Source organism: Leeia speluncae, from assembly GCF_020564625.1.
GTDB classification, from domain to species: Bacteria; Pseudomonadota; Gammaproteobacteria; order Burkholderiales; family Leeiaceae; genus Leeia; species Leeia speluncae.
In genome coordinates, this window is record NZ_JAJBZT010000006.1 from 103,727 (window position 1) to 120,907 (window position 17,181).

Sequence of the window (17,181 nt, forward strand, 5' to 3'; positions counted from 1 at the left end):
ATAAAAACAAAACCCCCAGCACATTACATGCGCCGGGGGAATTGATATTCTACGCTGCTTCACCGCACAAAACTAGCGGTGAGGCATGTATGAGGTAGCTGTGTTTTTAGTGGAACTGCTCTTCTTCGGTAGAACCGGTTAGTGCAGTAACAGAAGAAACACCACCTTGGATAACGGTTGTTACATCATCGAAGTAACCAGTACCCACTTCTTGTTGGTGTGATACGAAGGTGTAACCACGGTCGCGGGCGGCGAATTCTGGCTCTTGTACTTTTTCCACGTAAGCAGACATGCCACGTGCAACGTAGTCTTGAGCCAAATCGAACATGTTGTACCACATGTTGTGAATACCAGCCAAAGTAATGAACTGATATTTGTAGCCCATTGCGCCCAATTCACGTTGGAATTTCGCAATCGTTGCGTCATCCAAGTTTTTCTTCCAGTTAAATGATGGAGAGCAGTTGTAAGCCAACATTTTGCCTGGATGTTTTGCATGAACAGCTTCTGCAAATTTGCGCGCAAATTCTAGATCTGGCGTACCAGTTTCACACCATACCAAGTCGGCGTAGTCAGCATAGGCTACAGCACGAGAAATCGCTTGTTCCAAACCTTTTTTGGTTTTGTAGAAGCCTTCTGCTGTCCGCTCACCAGTCAAGAATGGTTTGTCGTTTTCATCGTAGTCAGAAGTTAGCAAGTCAGCTGCTTCTGCATCCGTACGTGCAATCACTAGGGTTGGTACACCGTAAACGTCTGCAGCCATACGCGCTGCAATCAGTTTTTGTACCGCTTCTTGTGTTGGCACCAATACTTTACCGCCCATGTGGCCACATTTTTTCACTGAAGCCAACTGATCTTCCCAGTGCACACCAGCCGCACCAGAGCGAATCATCGCTTTCATTAATTCAAATGCGTTTAGTACGCCACCGAAACCAGCTTCTGCATCTGCCACGATTGGAGCGTGGTAATCGATATAACCTTTATCGCCAGGATTTAGGCCTTTAGACCATTGAATTTCGTCTGCACGGGTAAACGCATTATTAATACGCTCAACCACTTTAGGTACAGAATCCACTGGATATAGAGATTGATCTGGGTACATCGCCGCGTATTCGTTATTATCTGCAGCTACTTGCCAGCCAGATAAGTAAATCGCTTTGATACCTGCTTTAACCTGTTGCATTGCTTGACCACCGGTCAACGCGCCTAGACAGTTAATATATGGTTCGTTATTGACTAAGTTCCATAGCTTTTCTGCACCATGGCGAGCCAATGTATATTCAACTTGCAAAGAACCACGTAGACGAACGACATCAGCAGCGGAATAACCGCGTTTGATCCCTTTCCAGCGTGGATTTTCTGCCCAGTCTTTTTCTAGCGCGGCGATTTGTTGTTCACGTGTAGTCATCTGAAACCCCTTTTTTGGTTGCTATGTCAGTCGTTAACCAATACAAGACGGGTGAGAGGGGGTCTTGTATCGCTACGGCACGTTGCTGTCTCGTACACGTTTATAGAGATTGTCTAGAAACGGTAGCTAGCCAGCATCGATGCCGACTGCAGCATTTGCTTTTTACAATGTCGGTTGCTTCATTACTTTGTACTTCAAAACAGTTGTTAGCTTTTCATGGATTGATTGCACTGCAATTACAAACAATCACTAACTAAACAAAATGCGAAACTAGGTTTCAGAAATACAATCTATATAAAGCACCGTTTGGTTCACAGCACTGCAAATCTTCACAGGGGGCCGGAGGTCTCATCCGGCGTCCTATTAGGGGCGCGAGCGGGTTGCGTTTGCGCTACCTAAAACACATGGCAAACAGATCATTTGCACGTGTGTCTGTTTAGATAGTGAATTCATTATTACACAAAAAAATACGAAATGTGCAGTGCAACATCATCATAGAGTTTGATGCTAAGTATTTGAAAAATTTATCAAAATATCAGCCTGCTAAACCTAAGTTGGCTAACTAAAATAGTCTGTTGCAAAACTTGCGATACTTAGTTGACGAAAGAAAATGGCTAAATTGGCGTGTTTCCTAACAGATAAGCCAATTGGGTGGGCGTGCTTTGATTAGTTAGACAACTAAACATCAAAAAAGTGCACTGCAACATTTTTTTGATGTATGCGTGTTAACCACTAAGGTTGATGCGAGAAAAACAGAAATCTGTTAAAATTATCTTTTTATTTCAGTGGTTTTTTTACACTGTTACGCCAAGAAAAAGTGCTAAATGAGCATTGCATCTAATAAAAAAGCATTTCACGACTACTTCATTGAAGAGAAATACGAAGCGGGTCTCGTCCTAGAAGGGTGGGAAGTAAAAGCGATTCGTGAAGGAAAAGTGCAGCTAAAAGAGTCATATGTAAAATGGCTTCGTGGCGCATTTTACTTAGTGGGCGCGCACATTACGCCACTAAAAACCGCTAGTACCCACATTGTTCCAAACTCCACGCGTGATCGTAAGTTATTACTGAATATGCGTGAAATGGAAAAGCTAATCGGCAAAGTAGAGCGTGCAGGCTATACGCTCATGGCGTTAGATATGCACTATGTACGTGGCCGTATCAAGCTAGAAATTGGCCTTGGACGTGGTAAAAAACAACACGACAAGCGTGATACAGAAAAAGAGAAAGATGCGAAAAGAGAAATTGATCGCGTCATGAAGAATGCAAGAAACCGTGATTAATGCATGGTGAACACAGTGCCGGGCTATCCCGGCACTGTCATTATGGCAAGCCAAAATGCTTGTCATAATCAAAAAGTAAATGATTGGTAAATTGTCGTTATTTGCTAATCGCTGTTCTTGAAAAACCCGAGCGACATTGCTCAGTATGATTGGATCACCCGTTATGGACAAAATCCTTATCCTTGATTTCGGCTCTCAAGTTACCCAACTGATTGCTCGCCGTGTTCGTGAAGCTCACGTTTACAGTGAAATTCACCCATTTGATGTCACCATTGACTTCATTCGTGATTTTGCACCAAAAGCAATCATCTTATCTGGTGGCCCTAACTCAGTTTACGAGAGTGATTACCAAGCAGATCCAGCGCTATTTGAACTAGGCGTACCAGTATTAGGTATTTGCTACGGTATGCAATGGATGGCGCAATCACTGGGCGGTAAAGTAGAAAGCGGTAATGTTCGTGAATTCGGCTACGCAGAAATCCGTGCACGTGGCCACTCTGCTTTATTCCGTGACATTCAAGACAAAACCAATGACCAAGGTCATGGTTTGTTAGATGTTTGGATGAGCCATGGCGATAAAGTAACAGCGGTGCCTGAAGGCTTTAAAGTGATTGCAAGTAACGATTCTTGCCCAATCGCTGCGATTGCTGACGAAGACCGTAAATTCTATGCAGTACAGTTCCACCCAGAGGTAACGCATACCAAACAAGGTACAGCGATGATTAATCGTTTTGTACTAGAAATTGCTGGTGCTGCACCATCATGGGTAATGAAAGATTACATTGAAACTGCGGTTGCTCGTATTCGTGAGCAAGTGGGTTCTGATGAAGTGATTCTAGGCTTGTCTGGTGGCGTGGACTCTTCTGTTGCTGCTGCGCTGATTCACCGCGCCATTGGCGATCAACTCACTTGTGTGTTTGTAGACCACGGTTTGTTGCGTTACAAAGAAGCAGAACAAGTAATGGAAATGTTTGCTGGCAACCTAGGCGTGAAAGTAATTCACGTGAATGCCGCAGAAGACTTCATGAAGCATCTAGAAGGTGTGTCTGATCCAGAACAAAAGCGTAAAATCATTGGTCGTGAGTTTGTGGAAGTATTCCAGCAAGAATCGGCCAAATTGCCAAGCGCAAAATGGTTGGCACAAGGGACAATCTACCCAGACGTGATTGAATCGGCTGGTAGCAAAACCAAAAAAGCCCACACCATTAAGAGCCACCACAACGTGGGCGGCTTGCCAGATACACTAAAGCTACAACTGCTAGAGCCGCTACGTGAGTTGTTTAAAGACGAAGTACGTGAACTAGGTGTGGCATTAGGCTTGCCTCCGCACATGGTTTATCGCCACCCGTTCCCAGGCCCTGGCCTAGGTGTGCGTATCTTGGGTGAAGTGAAATCTGAATTCGTTGGTCTACTACAACGTGCAGATGCCATCTTCATCGAAGAACTGCGTAACTTTGGTTGGTACGATAAAACTAGCCAAGCGTTTGCTGTATTCCTGCCTGTGAAATCAGTGGGTGTGATGGGCGATGGCCGTACTTACGATTACGTAGTAGCACTTCGTGCAGTCGTAACGAGCGACTTCATGACCGCGCATTGGGCAGAACTACCATACGAACTACTAGGCCGTGTGTCTAACCGTATCATCAACGAAGTACGTGGTATCAACCGCGTGGTTTATGATGTGTCTGGTAAACCACCAGCAACGATTGAGTGGGAATAGTTTTCTGTCTAGCAAAGACATGAACCACTAAGCAAGCAACACCCCTGAAGCCCGCATTCTAGCGGGCTTCTCTCATTTTTATCCTCGCATTTTCTGGCAAGCTCTGGCACTGTTAAGCATCGTTTTTTCTTGGTACTATTCATGGAATTATCATATAGATGCCATGAATACATTTGGTAATGCCATGAAGTGCTTTCTGCTCTGAACATGGTATCGTTTTGATGTAGCCTATTGATTATAAAAGGTTTTATACGTCAAAAAACACACTAAAAAATCATGGTATCAAAACATTGTTTTGAGTGATTGCCATGCTTACCGATACCAAGTTAAAAAGCCTAAAGCCAAAAGACAAGATCTATAAAGTTCAAGATAGGGACGGGTTGTATGTTGCTGTAACCAAGGCTGGATCTATATCTTTCAGATATAACTACTCGATTCACGGACGCCAAGAGACGATTACTTTTGGTTGCTATGGTATCGGAGGCATCACTTTGGCTGAGGCTCGGGAAATGCTGGGAGAGGCAAAGCGATTATTGGCGGAAGGGAAATCCCCAGCCAAGGCCAAGGCTAGAGAAAAGAATAAGGTCAGAGAGGCTGATACCTTTGGTGGGTGGGCTGAGAAGTGGCTGAAAGGCTATGAGATGGCAGAATCTACCAGAGACATGCGCCGATCAATCTATAATCGTGAGCTAAAACCAAAATTTGGCGCATGGAAGATGGCCGAAATCACTGCCGATGATGTGCGATCGGTTACCACTGCGATTGTCGAGCGTGGTGCTCCAGCTTCTGCCGTGCATGCGCGTGAGGTAATTCTCAATGTTTTCCGGTGGGCGATTGAGCGTGGGGAGAAGGTTAGAAATCCAGCGGAAGATGTAAGGCCAAGTACGATCGCCAGATTTGAGCCCAAGGAAAGGGCGCTGTCACCCGAAGAAATCGGGCTGATGTACAAGTATCTCGAAAAGGTCGGCACCACGCCAATCATCCGATCGGCGGCAAAATTTCTGTTGTTGACCATGGTGCGCAAGTCAGAGTTAACCAATGCGAAGTGGGAAGAAATTAGCTTTACCGATGCCACTTGGTCAATTCCAAAGGCAAGGATGAAAGCCAAAAGGGCGCACATCGTCTACCTGTCTGATCAAGCAATAGAGATACTGGTTGCACTAAAGACGTTTTCTGGAGGCTCTGATTATGTGCTGCCATCCAGATACGATAGCGATAAACCAATGAGCAGTGCGACATTAAATAGGGTGCTTACGCTTGTGCACGAACAGGCACAGAAGGACGGCCAGCCCCTGGGCAAGTTTGGTCCGCACGATCTAAGGCGCACGGCAAGCACATTGCTCCATGAGGCTGGGTATAACAGTGATTGGATTGAGAAGTGTCTAGCCCACGAGCAGAAAGGCGTCAGGGCTGTTTACAATAGGGCGGAGTATGCAGAGCAGCGGAGAGAGATGCTGCAAGACTGGGCAAACATGATTGATGGATGGGCTAAGCGGCCTTAACAAAAGGCTTAGTACCTGGGGATTGGATTTTGTCACCAGATTGCTTGCGTGACTCAATCCAAGCTTCGACCTCTTGCAAGTCCCAAACTACTTTGCGGGCACCTAGAGCAATTCGTCTTGGGAATCTTCCTTCTTTTTCCATGTTATAGATAGATCTATCTGAGTAAGGAACGATTGTTAACAGGGTCTTGCGGTCGATCATTGTTTTAAAGTTCATTTTGTTTGCTCCTTTACTAGCTTATCTTTTACCTTTTTGCAGGTACGTGGCTGTCTTTCGGTTGTGAGGCGTTGCGCCAAATCGCAGTCATGTGTTCCAGCCACTCCGGTTCCAGCGTGTCCACGGCGTAGGCGATGGAGTCTTCAGGGCAAATCTCACGCATGCGGCCCGATGCCAGCGCGACATAACGGCGTTCTCCGCTAGACAAAACGCCGATGCGATCATATTTGCCGTGCCACGCTTCGCGGGCGATTTCATCCAGATGTTCAAGTTGATTCATGGTTATTTCCTGTTAGTTTTCGTTTTGTTGTGCTCATGCTGCTGCCTTTCTATTGTCTGGTTACGCCGCCTTTAAGGCTGCCTCGATAATTCGAGCGGCCGCTACTGGCGGGACTGCATTGCCCGCCATGTGTACGGTTAAGCGGTGGTTGTTTGGTGTTTTTGTTTCGGGAGGGAATGACATGGCTGCAAGCGTTTCGGCTGCTGTTAGCATGCGCATCTTGTCGCCATTTACAATTGCCCATCGATCGCGGGTCGTTATAGTGCCAATAGGACGCAGCAGTGACCGCCCTGACTTCGTATTGCCGTAGTAGCTAAAAACAAATTGCTCGCCGTAAGCGGCTCTTCCTGACGTGATTCGGGCTAGTGTTGCTGCGGCTCTGCCGGGCTTCTCGACTGGCGACCAGTTTCCCGCTGTCAGATCAATAAACGAGGTGGCTGAGACATGCTCTAGTTTCTCAAGGCGCAAATGCAGAGGAGATTTGCTTTTTGTACAAACAAGAAATAAGCGAATCCTGTTTTGAGGTACACCAAGGTCTGCGCAATCAATTACATGTTCTGCCACCTGGTAGCCTAAGGCGTTCATTGCTGAAAGCCATGCTGGGTAAAGTGCCCAACCTAGAAACTCAGCCACGTTTTCTACGATAGCAAACGGTGGTCGGTGAAATTCAATTGCAGAGATAACCGACCAAGCGGTGGATCTACTTGCATCGTGTTGCGGGTTTCCTGATGTTTTTCCTCTGGCCTTTGAGTGGCCTTGGCAGCATGGTGAGGCTAGTAGCAGGTCATGCTTTGGAACGTCTGTCCAATCAGCTTGGTGTAGGTCTTGGCAAATGTGTGCTGTGGTAGGGTGGTTTTCTGCATGCCATTTAACCGCCTCTGGCCAGTGATTTGCCGCCCAAAGTACATTTATGCCCGCCATTCTTGCACCGGTAGACCAACCTCCTAAGCCTGCAAAAAGGTCAATTGCAGTGGATTGCATGTCAAATATCCATGAAAAAGCCCCGATCTGGTCGGGGCTTTGGTATTGGGGAAATGTGTTCTGATCTCGTCTTTGCACTCAGAACTCATCCTCGCTTTTGTTTTCTGCAAACAGGTTGCTGTTTGTCCAAGGGCTATCTAGATTGTCTGTAGTAATTCATTGGATATACCCTATTTGGACTTGTTTAAACTTGGCTGAGTTTTAATTGTATTCGCTTCAAACCCCTCTTGGCTTGAGCGTCTAATTGATCTATTCGTTGAGTCATCACTTCAAAAAGGGGCGATTGATCAGCGCGGAATTTTATCAGTGATGAGTAATGACTAAATTTGTTTGAATGCAGGTGGAGATTATTGGGTAAAAAAAAGCAGCCAGACGGCTGCTTTGCAAACTCCCAAAGGAGAAAAGAGGAGACACAAACAACATCAATTGCTTTATTGATGATGCTAGGTGAATTCTCCACTTATAAACACGATAAAGCAAGCGTATTTATTGCATTGCAACATATTTTTTTTAGATTTTAATCAACCTTTGCTGAACAATCTTAATTTATCTAGATTTTGCTCATTAAATGATTGAAGACATTTAAGTTTTTGCTGCTGATATTTTGTTCTCAATTTTAGTATCTCTCTTAAAATTTATTTTCTTTCCTTGGCGGGGGTATTTCTTGTTCTATCGTAGTAATGATCGGGGCTGCAACTTAGTTGCTGGTGGCTTGAAGTAAACTCTTTGGATTTAAAAATGTTAAAGAGTGTAACAATCTATATAGGCGCTCTGTTGTTAAATGGTATTACCATGCTATCTTGCTAATGAGGCAATGAATCAGGGTATCTATGCAATTATTCACTTACTATGCCTTGCTTTTTTATGTATAGAGCAAAGGTTATGTAAAAAATGAGAATCGCTATTCTTCAATTTGGTGATCAATGTCTTAATGACCTAAAAGCACTTCTTGCTGATCATGTTGAACTGATTGAGGTATTTCGGGGGCAGGCTGACTGCAGCCGTAGTTTGTTGTTTGCAAATTCATTTGAGATTATCTTACTTGCAGTTTGTTCAAATCAACACCCGAGTCTTGATCTGCTGCGCAGCATGCGTCAGCAGTCTATGAATTTTTCTCCGGTAATAGTTATTACTCCATTGGTCGATCCAGAAATTGCAGTTAAATTTTTAGAAGCAGGAGCTGATGATGTCGTAAAGGCTCCTTTTCACCGTGGCGAGTTGTTAATGCGAATTAAGGTGTTACATAGACGCTCGCATCATTACCAATTTCAAGAAAAAGACTTTGTCTTTGGTGACTACCAGTTCAGTGCAAAGAGTAGCTTTGCAAAAATCAATGAAAAAATAGTGCCACTTACCAAAAAAGAATTTGACCTTGCATTGATTTTCTTTCGGAATGTAGGAAAATCTATTTCACGAGATTATATCGGTAAACGAATATGGGGCGTTGAAAGTTCTGAGGACAGTCGAACTATTGATGCGCATATTTCTCGACTTCGGCAAAAGTTGCATATTGGCTCGGCCCATAATTTAAGACTTAAGTCTGTTTATAACTATGGTTATAGATTAGAGGCAATCTGAATACGTTTTATTAAATTGCCGTTTAGCCACCTTTTGGCTGATTCGGTGATTTATGTAAAGCATTTAATTCTTGCTAAAGATATTGAATGATAGCAATTATCTTTTTTTGTGTGTCAAAAATGAAAGCTAGTGTCGTCTCATAAGTTATATTTTTTGCGATCAACATAGCCTCTTCTGGAGAGTCAAATATCATTGCATTTGTGGGAGACTGGCTGAATCCTACGCGGATTTTGTAGCTATCATCATGATAAGTGGCTATGTATTCATTTGTATCAATTGAATAAATGGCTATACCAAGATATTGTATTTCATCAGACAAATGATGTGAGACTCTGACATTCGCAATCGCACTAGCATATTGGTCGTTTGCTTGTCGTGCTCTTGTATCGTTAGTGTGTGTATTTCTAGCAGACATCATTTGCCTCCAGATTACAGAAATATAACTTATTGATCTTTTATAGCATGTTATTTCAATAAGGAGCAAGTGCACTAAACTGAAATTGCTGTAATTTTTTAGTTCCTTTTCTTTTCTAGCCAACCCAAGAGTGTTAGTTTTCCGCTAGGGATCAATGAAATAAAAAAAATTGGGGCAGAGCGGTTTTTTTTATATGTAAAATGCTTGTGGTTACATTGTTGTATAGCTATATGCGCATACACAGTCGTAAATGTTCTGATTTATCTCTTTCGTAAGGTTTTTGGTCTAAAATCCTCTAACTGTTGAGTTTCTAATTCATAGACAATTGGTAAAAGTAGCCTAAGTGGATCAGGTAAGCGACGATTACTCTCATATCTAGATCCTTGAGACTGTTCTATTCCTACAGGCCCCCAAAACTCGTCTTGGCGTAGTCCAAGACTCTTTCTTAGGGCTGCTGTGTCAAAATCTTTGGGCAGGATGTGAGTAATCTTTTTCATAGGCCGGTAATAGCTGGACAGATTTTTAGATTTTAATATTATCTGAAGAGTGAGTGTAAAAGATTGCTAGGCGTCAATTTCTTCAGTTCTGCTAGTAGCTTCTGAAGGTGTTTTGTCTGGTCGATGGCATCGCCTAAAGCTGTATGTGCAATGTTTGTTTTTGTATGTGTTACATGCGGTAGTAGCTTGATCATCGTGCGAAGGTCGCGTTGCTTCCAGTAGTCCCACATGAGACTCGTGTCAGACCCAAATGCTTGGGCCGCTGCTTTGATAATAGGAAAGTCAAAGTCAGATCCTTTAGACCATACTTCGTCTGCAGACTGGCAGAATTCAAATAGCTTTTCAAAAGCCTCTTTGCCTGCTGTTACATGTTCTGGTTCCCAAACAAGCCTAAATGTTTCTGCCGCTTGGGTATGCCACCATGCTTGGGTGTTTGCATCGCAGGTTAGGCCAACGCTACTAGATTCGTCATAGCTGATCGCAAGTTCTAATGTTTCAGAAATTTTTCCGTTTTGATCAAAGAGGACAGCAGCCATTGTTAGCACGATACAGCCAGGGGCTTTACCTGCTGTTTCAATATCAATCATGGCTTTTGTAAGTTTTTTTAATGGTTTGAAGGTCGGGAAGATGAACTTCCATAAAGGTAAAAGGTTAAGCATTGCTATTCGCTCTCAAGGTAAAAATGTTTGTTAATGGCGTAGGCGGTTTGTCGTTGCTGGGCGATGCGAGCGAATAGATGTATATCTTGCTGGCTATAAATGTGCCTAAGTCGCCGCTGAACCTTTTCGCCTTCATTTACCATCTGTCTAGTCATTGGCTTGTCGTCTTGGAGGCATAGGTAAATCTCAAATAGGGGCTTTAGATCAATGCTATCGCCGGTTTCTTTAAGAATGAATTCCCATGTATCTATCCAGCCAAGAAGAGGGGGCCGCAAATCAGAATAGATACCTTCGACTCTCTTTATGACTGGTATGTCGCCAATCGTGTCTATCTCACCAGTTCTTAATTGGGCAAATAAGCGATCCATTATTGAAAACGCTGCTTTAACTTGTTGGGTTGTAGGATTTTGCCGAGGTGGTTTTCTCATTAGCATGATTAAACCCTATGAAAAGTATCTAATGCCTGGGCGGTGATAAACATCATTAGCATGACGCTAGCTAGTGCCAGAGTGATTAGCTTTTGCTTCATGATTTAAACACTACAGGCAGAGGGCGAAAGCCAGAAACAATAAAGTCAGCAATAATGGCTTGGCCGGTTTTTAGATTGTGTTGGAGGATACCGCCTGCAGCAGCTGCTTCGTCTTGAAGTTCTGGAAGGCTTTTATTCAGATCTGGAAATTTGACCATGATGTAACTCCGAAAAAATACCTGGCACTAGGCCGGGCGATAATTGTCCACAAGCTGGACAGAGGAGAGAGGCGGTAAATATTGCTGCTGATTGCTGCAAGTAATGAATTGGGGCTGGGTTGCCAGTCCTTGCCCAGCGGCAAGTGGTTTGCTCCTAACTCAATAGGTACGGGCTGTTTTGCGCCGCCGCGCCGGCGTCTGGCTGGCAAGAGATAACCGGCTTTGCTGCTAGCGTTTTCCGGTTATATAAATGTGGTGACTGGTATGCCAGTAGCGCGTTACTTAAAAAAGAGCAATGCGTTTTTCTAAAACAGCAAGGTATCTACTCATCCACTCAGCTTGTTCTGTCATGAGAAGTCTATTTTTCAAACTAAGTTCTAAAACATCTTTGCTAGCAAGGAATTCGTTTAGCTTTGATAGCTTTTCTTGTAGTTCGTTTTTCTCTTCTACTACGCGTTGTTGGTGGTTTTCTAAAGTGACATCTGGCATATAGCCTCCGGTTGTTTAGTGGTTTGTGCCTGATTTACCGCATTTTGGGATTTTCGTTCTTTACCCTATCAGGTCGGCGGTGCAGGATTTCACCCAATGAAACGTCATTACCGTTCGCTTCATTCTTCTGGCGGCTCTTCTAAATTCAACTTACCGCTAAGTCGTTTTCTCACATAAACATGAACCGCCAGAAGGATGAACTCTCTTCCTATACGCTGAGAGTCGTGGCGCTGCATCGTGTGTGACTGGTCAAAGCTGGTTAATCTCTGAATGGGCTTAGGTTAGGACGCGCCGCCTAAGCTCCCCGCATCTCAGTCAGTGACACGAAGTTCTATTCACTAGCTTTTGCTTCTACCGCTAGTGGAGTCGGGTAGGCAGCTATTGGCAAGTGCCTTTGCTGCTGTTTATCGGTTAAGTTATTAAAGATCAGAACCGTTTGGTTAAGTTAATAATAACCATACGGTTAATATTTTGCAATATTCGAACGGTTATTTTTTTTGGTGATGTGTTGCATTCGTGAGGAAAATACAATTGATTGCATGTGGTATGGGGGAATGACTTTCGGAATGGATGTTTAGTTACGTGACTTGACGCTGAGGGCTGGTGAGGGTGTTGTGGGTGATCGTTGAGTGATGCGCCGTTAGTTTTAGCGAGATTAGAGGTGGTTTGTTTGACGAGCGGCAGTGCATTGCTCATATCGAGAACGATATGAGGATGGGGAAGTGCTAAGTTGATCTGTGATTAGCTAAAGAAAAACCCGCCGAAGCGGGTTTTGTTATGAGGTAGCAAAATTCTGAATCTCGGCCTGTTGATTGGCAAGCAAAAATGTGATGCCGCAATCAAGTAGTTCATCACGAATTTCGTTGAATGCAGTGATACATTTTTCAGAGTTTGCAGGTTTTTCTGCTGCAAATAGCACCTGATCAGGTAGTGCTGAAAACCTTTTTAAGCGCCTAACTTTGGTTGTCCATTTGTCACCGTGCTCATAAATTTTGCTCGGTTCTGGATGCCCTAGATAGATAGGTTTAATCAGCTTAACTAAATGACCATCCTCATCATGTAAAGCTAATGGGAAATTAACCTTAAACTCATCAGGTCCAATCGATTCGCTTCTAAAAGGTCTCGGTAACGCTAGTGCCTTAATCATTGCAGAGACTCTGCGCTCCAGCTGTTCTGTATGTTGCTCTTTTTGTATGAAGCTTCTCATAACATAGTAAGAGTATAATTCCCGCAGAGCCTTTTTTGGGTCATTGGTTAGTAAAACACGAGACTCACTGAACTGTAGAATGGTTTCTTTGGCTAGCGTAATGTGGTCAAATAGGTTTCTGACTACATCTGGATTTTCATACTCTTGCTGAGTGTAATTTTGTAGTTCCGCTTTAAATCTCTTGACTGAACTTAGATAGCTGTCTTTCCCCAGTTCATGGAAAAAGTCAGTAATCCGTGCATAGCGCCTATCATCAATTTGGAAGTCTATATATCCAGTTTTAGGGCAGGCTAATAGAATGCCTATGTTCGCAAATTCGCCTGTTTCAGGATAGGGCATAAACCGGATTATGGAATAGCGACATGCAAAATTCATCATTCCATCCTCCAAAATTCGTTACCAATAGCCCGTTCAAGGGTGTTTCTACAAGCATCAATGCTAAAAGAGCAAGCAATGTCTTGTTCTAAATTGTCCCAAGCCCACTCGGGAGGTAAATTATTACATGCCTGATCTAGAACATCTAGCGCGGCGGCGCATTTTTCTCGATAGTGTTCCATTGTTACTAAATCACCACGTAGCAAAGGCCATTCGTCTCGGAAAACGTGTGTGGCAACAAAGTCAGGGGCTGAAAATTCCTCATCAAATGCACTGTTGTGGTCAATCACTACGAGCTCATCACTGCTTTCACTCCAGAGAAGATTTGGATTTTGGTCTGATCTATCAGCGTTTTTAATCCACCAATCAAAAACGAGAATGTCTACTCTGGTTTGCTGGCCTACTTTTGAAATATCGTTGGTGCCAAACCATCTTGGAAGTGGTGCGCCTCTAGAACCGAAGGCTGGTCCATAGCCAATAACCTTTTTGTCATGCGGTAGTTCTTCCCATAGCAACTCGCTGATCTCTACAACTTTGAATGGGGGGATTGGCAGACCAAATGCTGTTCCGATATGTGCACATATCCATTCTGCGATTTGAGACCGGCGAGTAGAGTTTAGACCTTTCACATAGTAAATATGGCCATCTTCCCCTTTGCAAACATGTGGGCCTGACATCCCTTGCTGTGCTTGTCTTTGAATTTCTAAAATCTGGATCGTCATCGCCTATTTATCTGATTGTTTGTTGACGAACTGTTGCCATTGTAAATACTTTGGGCGTGCTAAAAGAACTTCAGGGCGGGGCGCATCAATTTCACTTGACCAAGAATCTCAACATCTTGCCAGCCCTCAGACTTATTCAATACCCGGTCGAATGGGTGGAAGTCTGGATTCAAAGAGCGTAGTTGAATTGTGAACTGATCTTGGAAAACCTGCTTCACAAGCAACTCATCACCAATTCTGACGACATAGAATTTACCACTGATAATTTTGGTCTTTGACCTATCGAAGCCAATTAAAGAGCCATCAGGCATGCTGTTCTGATGACCAGGTAGAGTCATCGAAGGCCCCTCTACATAAATCACATAAGTAGTCTCTGGATTGATGCCTTGGGCTATCAGCTCTGCTTTACTGATCTCAAATGGGTCTTCTTCTTTTATATCGTAGTTGACTTGTCCTGTGCCTGCTGATGCGCCAATAGTGAACTGGCGAAGGTAATAGAAGCCGGATTTGCTTGAGCTGGAGTCAACACGAATGCCAATCGGCTTTATTTTTGTTTCGAGTGCCGGTGATAAGTATGGTGCTGACTCTTCTGCTACACCAAAGGTTATTTCTGGCTGGTCGCTGTCGGTTTGCCTCTGATCAAGCCATCCGTTAGGTAGCCCTGCTGCTGACTCAATAGCTCTTGCAGAATGCTCGGTGATGTTTCTTCCATCTTTAGTTGTGCTTGATAACCACCTGCTAATAATTGGCGGTTTGATATCCATCTTTTCAGCAAGTTGTACCTGCCGACCATCAAATTTTGTCTGGATAAGATGGGCAAGATTTTCCTTGCGGATGCTGTAAATGTCCATTTGGTTATTCAATCATGCCTGCGTACGCGAATAAATCCCCAAGCGGTTATTGATAAAAAATAACCGCTCGGTTAATGTGTGGTTATGAAATTAAGAGAACTTTGGTTAAGCCTATCTGAAGATGACCGTAAAGCTCTGGCTGTTAAGTGCCGGACTACTTACGCGCATCTTAGAAATGTTGTCTACGGGAAGAGTTGCTCCGCAAAGTTGGCCGTCGATCTGGAACGTGAATCGGACGGTCGATTGAAAGTTGAGCAGCTCTGTCCTGGTGTTGACTGGGCATATTTGCGAAAAGCCTCTTAATCAATAGTTGCCATACATCGCTCTGGGGAGAGTGATTTCAGTATGGCCGATGGATTCAGGACGGTAAACGTCCGTTTTTATTCGGGGGTTTTCATTCCCCTGATATTGAAGGCAGCCAATCACCTTCCAGTAATGCTTTTGTTTCTTGAGCCATGTCTGTGTTGTCGGCCAATAGCTTTGTTAACTGTGTGCTTAATTCATTGATTGTTTCTGGATGTGTCTTTTTTAGTGAGTCAATCAACAGACCAATTAACACCATATTGGCGCTAGCTGTGGTGGCGGTTGATTTTAGTAATTCGTATTCCTGATCGTTCATTGCGGTGTCCTCATTGGGAATAGTTGAAGTTTAGACGTTGTACGAAATTTTGTTACGTGTGCTTAAAGGTGGGGTTAACAATGATCAAAGATTGTCGATTGCAGTTAGAGGCGATTAGCCAAATGGTTTGTAAGTCCTCTCCTGGTGGGATCTCACAAATTTCTCGTGCAATTGGTGCTGGTGAGCGCGTGTTAGGGATGAAGCTTAACCCAAATTGCGATCACCACGTCCTGACATTGGGAGAGGCGGCGGCTATCACCGCTTACACCCAAAACCCACAAATTGTAGACGCAATGGCTGCGCTTTGCGATCGAACTACGCTTCCTGTTTCTACTGATCAATGTTTGGTTGCTGCTAGTGGCACTTTAGAGCGGTTAACAAAAGAGTTCTCTGATTGTGTGCCAGGGATGATCCAGTTGCATAAATCTACCGGTCTTGGTCGTGAAAAGGCGGTGACATTACAGCGTGAATTAATGGAGTTGGCACAGCTAGCCGTTTACGTGGCTAGAGAAATTGGCAGCGAGTATGGCGGCTGATGACCACTACTACCGCCGCCAGCGAATGCGCTGGGCGGGTAGAACGGCTAAGCGTTTACATGGAAAAGATGGATCGGCAAAAACTTGTTTGGATGCAATTAAAGATTTATTGCTGGCAACCAAGCGTCTTCAAGAGGCGATCGAAAAAGAGCGAAGGGAAAAAGTAAATGAATGAACTGGCAATTGCTAGTCAATTTGAGGCGAGAGGGTGTCCAGCTCCTTCCTTGCCTCTTCGCTTCGGTCGCAAAGTGACGTTCGGGCCAAAGAAAAAAGCATGGTACCGCTTGCGTGAATTTATCAGTGCGACTGGTGAGCGAATTATTCATGGTTGGGGTGGATATAAAGCTGCATGGTGGCCTATTGAGCCAGATTCAGAAAAGCTTTCTGAAGATGATTTGAACCGCTTTCGCCAAGAGCGTGAAGCGATCGAGAAGGCGGAAAGAGAGAGGGCAGTACGAGATGCGTTGGCAGCGGCCTCTCGTGCTGAGAATCAATTTCGTAGAGCTGAAACGGGGACTGCATCCCAGCATCCTTATGTGATTGAAAAGCAAATTAAGCCTGCTGCAGTAAGAGTGATTACGGATGACTCGCAAAAAGGTTGGTTGATTATTCCTCTTCGTCGGTTTGGCAGTTTGCGTTTGGTTGGCTCACAGAAAATCAGCCCTGAAGCTGGGTTTGAGAAGTTATATAACAAAGGGATGGCAAAGCAGGGTAGCTGCGTGGTGATTGGTTCTAGTTTGTTGCAGGGGACTACGCCAGATCTGATCGCTGTCTGTGAAGGTTGGGCAACTGGTTGCTCTTTGGCTGAGGCAATGGATTGGTCTGTGCCTGTCGTTGTAGCGATGGACGCGGCCAATTTGTTGGCAGTTGCGCGGGATATTAGAGCTGTATTTCCGAACGTACCAGTGCTCTTTGGCGCTGATGATGATTATTTAACTGACCATGATGGTGCGTTGTCAGCGCGTTTTGCTGCGTCAAAGATTGGTAAGGCGTACACCTTTATGCCTAAGTTTTCTGTGCCTCGTGCGGCGGCTAAAGAAGGTGATGTATTGCCAAGGCTGACGGATTTTAATGATTTGCATGTAGCTGAAGGAATCGAAACGGTGAGATCGCAGTGTCGTGATGCTATTCGATTTATTCATAACTTATTTAGGAAGTGAT

At 44.2% G+C, this 17,181-nt stretch carries 21 protein-coding genes; 7 read left to right on the forward strand and 14 right to left on the reverse strand.

Annotated features, from left to right (window positions below; genetic code table 11):
• Positions 1–106: 106 nt before the first annotated feature.
• Positions 107–1,405: an isocitrate lyase gene (gene aceA, locus LIN78_RS11890; protein ID WP_227181057.1), complete on the reverse strand. Its 1,299-nt coding sequence runs from the start codon at positions 1,403–1,405 to the stop codon at positions 107–109.
• Between the two features lie 824 nt (positions 1,406–2,229).
• Here aceA and smpB point away from each other — a divergent pair.
• The 3 genes from smpB (at position 2,230) to LIN78_RS11905 (ending at position 5,907) form a co-directional block, all read left to right on the forward strand.
• Positions 2,230–2,685, forward strand: a complete 456-nt coding sequence (gene smpB / locus LIN78_RS11895; protein ID WP_227181058.1) for an SsrA-binding protein SmpB — start codon at positions 2,230–2,232, stop codon at positions 2,683–2,685.
• Between the two features lie 163 nt (positions 2,686–2,848).
• Positions 2,849–4,405, forward strand: a complete 1,557-nt coding sequence (gene guaA / locus LIN78_RS11900; RefSeq protein WP_227181059.1) for a glutamine-hydrolyzing GMP synthase — start codon at positions 2,849–2,851, stop codon at positions 4,403–4,405.
• A 308-nt stretch (positions 4,406–4,713) separates the two neighbouring features.
• Entirely contained in the window at positions 4,714–5,907 is a 1,194-nt protein-coding gene (locus tag LIN78_RS11905) for a tyrosine-type recombinase/integrase (RefSeq protein WP_227181060.1), read from the forward strand.
• On the opposite strand, the gene LIN78_RS11910 is transcribed toward LIN78_RS11905, so the two are convergent.
• The 3 genes from LIN78_RS11910 to LIN78_RS11920 are packed head-to-tail and all read right to left on the reverse strand — an operon-like array spanning position 5,894 to position 7,385.
• Entirely contained in the window at positions 5,894–6,124 is a 231-nt protein-coding gene (locus LIN78_RS11910; protein WP_227181061.1) for a helix-turn-helix transcriptional regulator, read from the reverse strand. The two genes, LIN78_RS11905 and LIN78_RS11910, sit on opposite strands and share 14 nt — an antisense overlap.
• Before the next feature lie 28 nt (positions 6,125–6,152).
• A complete protein-coding gene (locus LIN78_RS11915) occupies positions 6,153–6,404 on the reverse strand; it encodes a hypothetical protein (protein ID WP_227181062.1) in 252 nt (83 codons plus the stop codon).
• Between the two features lie 60 nt (positions 6,405–6,464).
• Positions 6,465–7,385, reverse strand: a complete 921-nt coding sequence (locus LIN78_RS11920) for a DNA cytosine methyltransferase (RefSeq protein WP_227181063.1) — start codon at positions 7,383–7,385, stop codon at positions 6,465–6,467.
• Between the two features lie 891 nt (positions 7,386–8,276).
• Here LIN78_RS11920 and LIN78_RS11925 point away from each other — a divergent pair.
• Positions 8,277–8,963, forward strand: coding sequence for a response regulator transcription factor (locus LIN78_RS11925; protein WP_227181064.1), 687 nt, complete (start codon positions 8,277–8,279; stop codon positions 8,961–8,963).
• Between the two features lie 73 nt (positions 8,964–9,036).
• Here LIN78_RS11925 and LIN78_RS11930 read toward each other — a convergent pair whose 3' ends face one another.
• From LIN78_RS11930 to LIN78_RS11975, 10 genes are all read right to left on the reverse strand, one after another.
• On the reverse strand, positions 9,037–9,378 hold the full coding sequence (locus LIN78_RS11930) for a hypothetical protein (RefSeq protein ID WP_227181065.1): 342 nt from the start codon (positions 9,376–9,378) through the stop codon (positions 9,037–9,039).
• Positions 9,379–9,638: 260 nt separating this feature from the next.
• The gene (locus LIN78_RS18415) at positions 9,639–9,875 is read right to left on the reverse strand and encodes a hypothetical protein (RefSeq protein ID WP_373307756.1); all 237 of its coding nucleotides are present in this window, start codon (positions 9,873–9,875) and stop codon (positions 9,639–9,641) included.
• Positions 9,876–9,913: 38 nt separating this feature from the next.
• A complete protein-coding gene (locus LIN78_RS11935) occupies positions 9,914–10,534 on the reverse strand; it encodes a 3'-5' exonuclease (RefSeq protein WP_227181066.1) in 621 nt (206 codons plus the stop codon).
• 2 nt (positions 10,535–10,536) lie between these two features.
• Positions 10,537–10,968 carry a hypothetical protein gene (locus tag LIN78_RS11940; RefSeq protein WP_227181067.1) on the reverse strand — a complete coding sequence of 144 codons (432 nt, stop codon included), beginning with the start codon at positions 10,966–10,968 and terminating at the stop codon, positions 10,537–10,539.
• Positions 10,969–11,059: 91 nt separating this feature from the next.
• On the reverse strand, positions 11,060–11,221 hold the full coding sequence (locus tag LIN78_RS11945; protein WP_227181068.1) for a hypothetical protein: 162 nt from the start codon (positions 11,219–11,221) through the stop codon (positions 11,060–11,062).
• Between the two features lie 282 nt (positions 11,222–11,503).
• Positions 11,504–11,710, reverse strand: a complete 207-nt coding sequence (locus LIN78_RS11950; RefSeq protein ID WP_227181069.1) for a crAss001_48 related protein — start codon at positions 11,708–11,710, stop codon at positions 11,504–11,506.
• A 775-nt stretch (positions 11,711–12,485) separates the two neighbouring features.
• Positions 12,486–13,295 (reverse strand): DUF3037 domain-containing protein, encoded by an 810-nt coding sequence (locus tag LIN78_RS11955; protein ID WP_227181070.1) that lies wholly within the window; start codon positions 13,293–13,295, stop codon positions 12,486–12,488.
• Complete coding sequence (locus tag LIN78_RS11960) at positions 13,292–14,014, reverse strand: HipA family kinase (protein WP_227181071.1); 723 nt, start codon at positions 14,012–14,014, stop codon at positions 13,292–13,294. Before LIN78_RS11960 ends, LIN78_RS11955 begins: the two co-directional genes overlap by 4 nt.
• Before the next feature lie 59 nt (positions 14,015–14,073).
• Positions 14,074–14,865, reverse strand: a complete 792-nt coding sequence (locus LIN78_RS11965; protein ID WP_227181072.1) for a S24 family peptidase — start codon at positions 14,863–14,865, stop codon at positions 14,074–14,076.
• Between the two features lie 394 nt (positions 14,866–15,259).
• On the reverse strand, positions 15,260–15,484 hold the full coding sequence (locus LIN78_RS11975) for a hypothetical protein (RefSeq protein ID WP_227181074.1): 225 nt from the start codon (positions 15,482–15,484) through the stop codon (positions 15,260–15,262).
• Between the two features lie 80 nt (positions 15,485–15,564).
• Here LIN78_RS11975 and LIN78_RS11980 point away from each other — a divergent pair, with 80 nt between their 5' ends.
• From LIN78_RS11980 to LIN78_RS11990, 3 genes are read left to right on the forward strand one after another with little or no spacing between them, the layout of a single operon-like run.
• Positions 15,565–16,020, forward strand: a complete 456-nt coding sequence (locus LIN78_RS11980; protein WP_227181075.1) for a phage regulatory CII family protein — start codon at positions 15,565–15,567, stop codon at positions 16,018–16,020.
• Positions 16,010–16,195: a hypothetical protein gene (locus LIN78_RS11985; RefSeq protein WP_227181076.1), complete on the forward strand. Its 186-nt coding sequence runs from the start codon at positions 16,010–16,012 to the stop codon at positions 16,193–16,195. Before LIN78_RS11980 ends, LIN78_RS11985 begins: the two co-directional genes overlap by 11 nt.
• Positions 16,188–17,180 carry a primase/helicase family protein gene (locus LIN78_RS11990; protein WP_227181077.1) on the forward strand — a complete coding sequence of 331 codons (993 nt, stop codon included), beginning with the start codon at positions 16,188–16,190 and terminating at the stop codon, positions 17,178–17,180. Before LIN78_RS11985 ends, LIN78_RS11990 begins: the two co-directional genes overlap by 8 nt.
• The last annotated feature ends 1 nt before the right edge of the window (position 17,181 follow it).

What these genes read in the sequence shown, in the direction of transcription:
- guaA (WP_227181059.1), top strand. Translation starts at nt 2,849, where the DNA reads ATGGACAAAATCCTTATCCTTGATTTCGGCTCTCAAGTTACCCAACTG.
- LIN78_RS11980 (WP_227181075.1), top strand. Translation starts at nt 15,565, where the DNA reads ATGATCAAAGATTGTCGATTGCAGTTAGAGGCGATTAGCCAAATGGTT.
- LIN78_RS11950 (WP_227181069.1), bottom strand. Translation starts at nt 11,710, where the DNA reads ATGCCAGATGTCACTTTAGAAAACCACCAACAACGCGTAGTAGAAGAG.
- LIN78_RS11930 (WP_227181065.1), bottom strand. Translation starts at nt 9,378, where the DNA reads ATGTCTGCTAGAAATACACACACTAACGATACAAGAGCACGACAAGCA.
- LIN78_RS11935 (WP_227181066.1), bottom strand. Translation starts at nt 10,534, where the DNA reads ATGCTTAACCTTTTACCTTTATGGAAGTTCATCTTCCCGACCTTCAAA.
- LIN78_RS11925 (WP_227181064.1), top strand. Translation starts at nt 8,277, where the DNA reads ATGAGAATCGCTATTCTTCAATTTGGTGATCAATGTCTTAATGACCTA.
- smpB (WP_227181058.1), top strand. Translation starts at nt 2,230, where the DNA reads ATGAGCATTGCATCTAATAAAAAAGCATTTCACGACTACTTCATTGAA.
- LIN78_RS11990 (WP_227181077.1), top strand. Translation starts at nt 16,188, where the DNA reads ATGAATGAACTGGCAATTGCTAGTCAATTTGAGGCGAGAGGGTGTCCA.
- LIN78_RS11975 (WP_227181074.1), bottom strand. Translation starts at nt 15,484, where the DNA reads ATGAACGATCAGGAATACGAATTACTAAAATCAACCGCCACCACAGCT.
- LIN78_RS11960 (WP_227181071.1), bottom strand. Translation starts at nt 14,014, where the DNA reads ATGACGATCCAGATTTTAGAAATTCAAAGACAAGCACAGCAAGGGATG.
- LIN78_RS11915 (WP_227181062.1), bottom strand. Translation starts at nt 6,404, where the DNA reads ATGAATCAACTTGAACATCTGGATGAAATCGCCCGCGAAGCGTGGCAC.
- LIN78_RS11920 (WP_227181063.1), bottom strand. Translation starts at nt 7,385, where the DNA reads ATGCAATCCACTGCAATTGACCTTTTTGCAGGCTTAGGAGGTTGGTCT.
- aceA (WP_227181057.1), bottom strand. Translation starts at nt 1,405, where the DNA reads ATGACTACACGTGAACAACAAATCGCCGCGCTAGAAAAAGACTGGGCA.
- LIN78_RS11910 (WP_227181061.1), bottom strand. Translation starts at nt 6,124, where the DNA reads ATGAACTTTAAAACAATGATCGACCGCAAGACCCTGTTAACAATCGTT.
- LIN78_RS11945 (WP_227181068.1), bottom strand. Translation starts at nt 11,221, where the DNA reads ATGGTCAAATTTCCAGATCTGAATAAAAGCCTTCCAGAACTTCAAGAC.
- LIN78_RS11965 (WP_227181072.1), bottom strand. Translation starts at nt 14,865, where the DNA reads ATGGACATTTACAGCATCCGCAAGGAAAATCTTGCCCATCTTATCCAG.
- LIN78_RS11955 (WP_227181070.1), bottom strand. Translation starts at nt 13,295, where the DNA reads ATGATGAATTTTGCATGTCGCTATTCCATAATCCGGTTTATGCCCTAT.
- LIN78_RS11905 (WP_227181060.1), top strand. Translation starts at nt 4,714, where the DNA reads ATGCTTACCGATACCAAGTTAAAAAGCCTAAAGCCAAAAGACAAGATC.
- LIN78_RS11940 (WP_227181067.1), bottom strand. Translation starts at nt 10,968, where the DNA reads ATGCTAATGAGAAAACCACCTCGGCAAAATCCTACAACCCAACAAGTT.
- LIN78_RS11985 (WP_227181076.1), top strand. Translation starts at nt 16,010, where the DNA reads ATGGCGGCTGATGACCACTACTACCGCCGCCAGCGAATGCGCTGGGCG.
- LIN78_RS18415 (WP_373307756.1), bottom strand. Translation starts at nt 9,875, where the DNA reads ATGAAAAAGATTACTCACATCCTGCCCAAAGATTTTGACACAGCAGCC.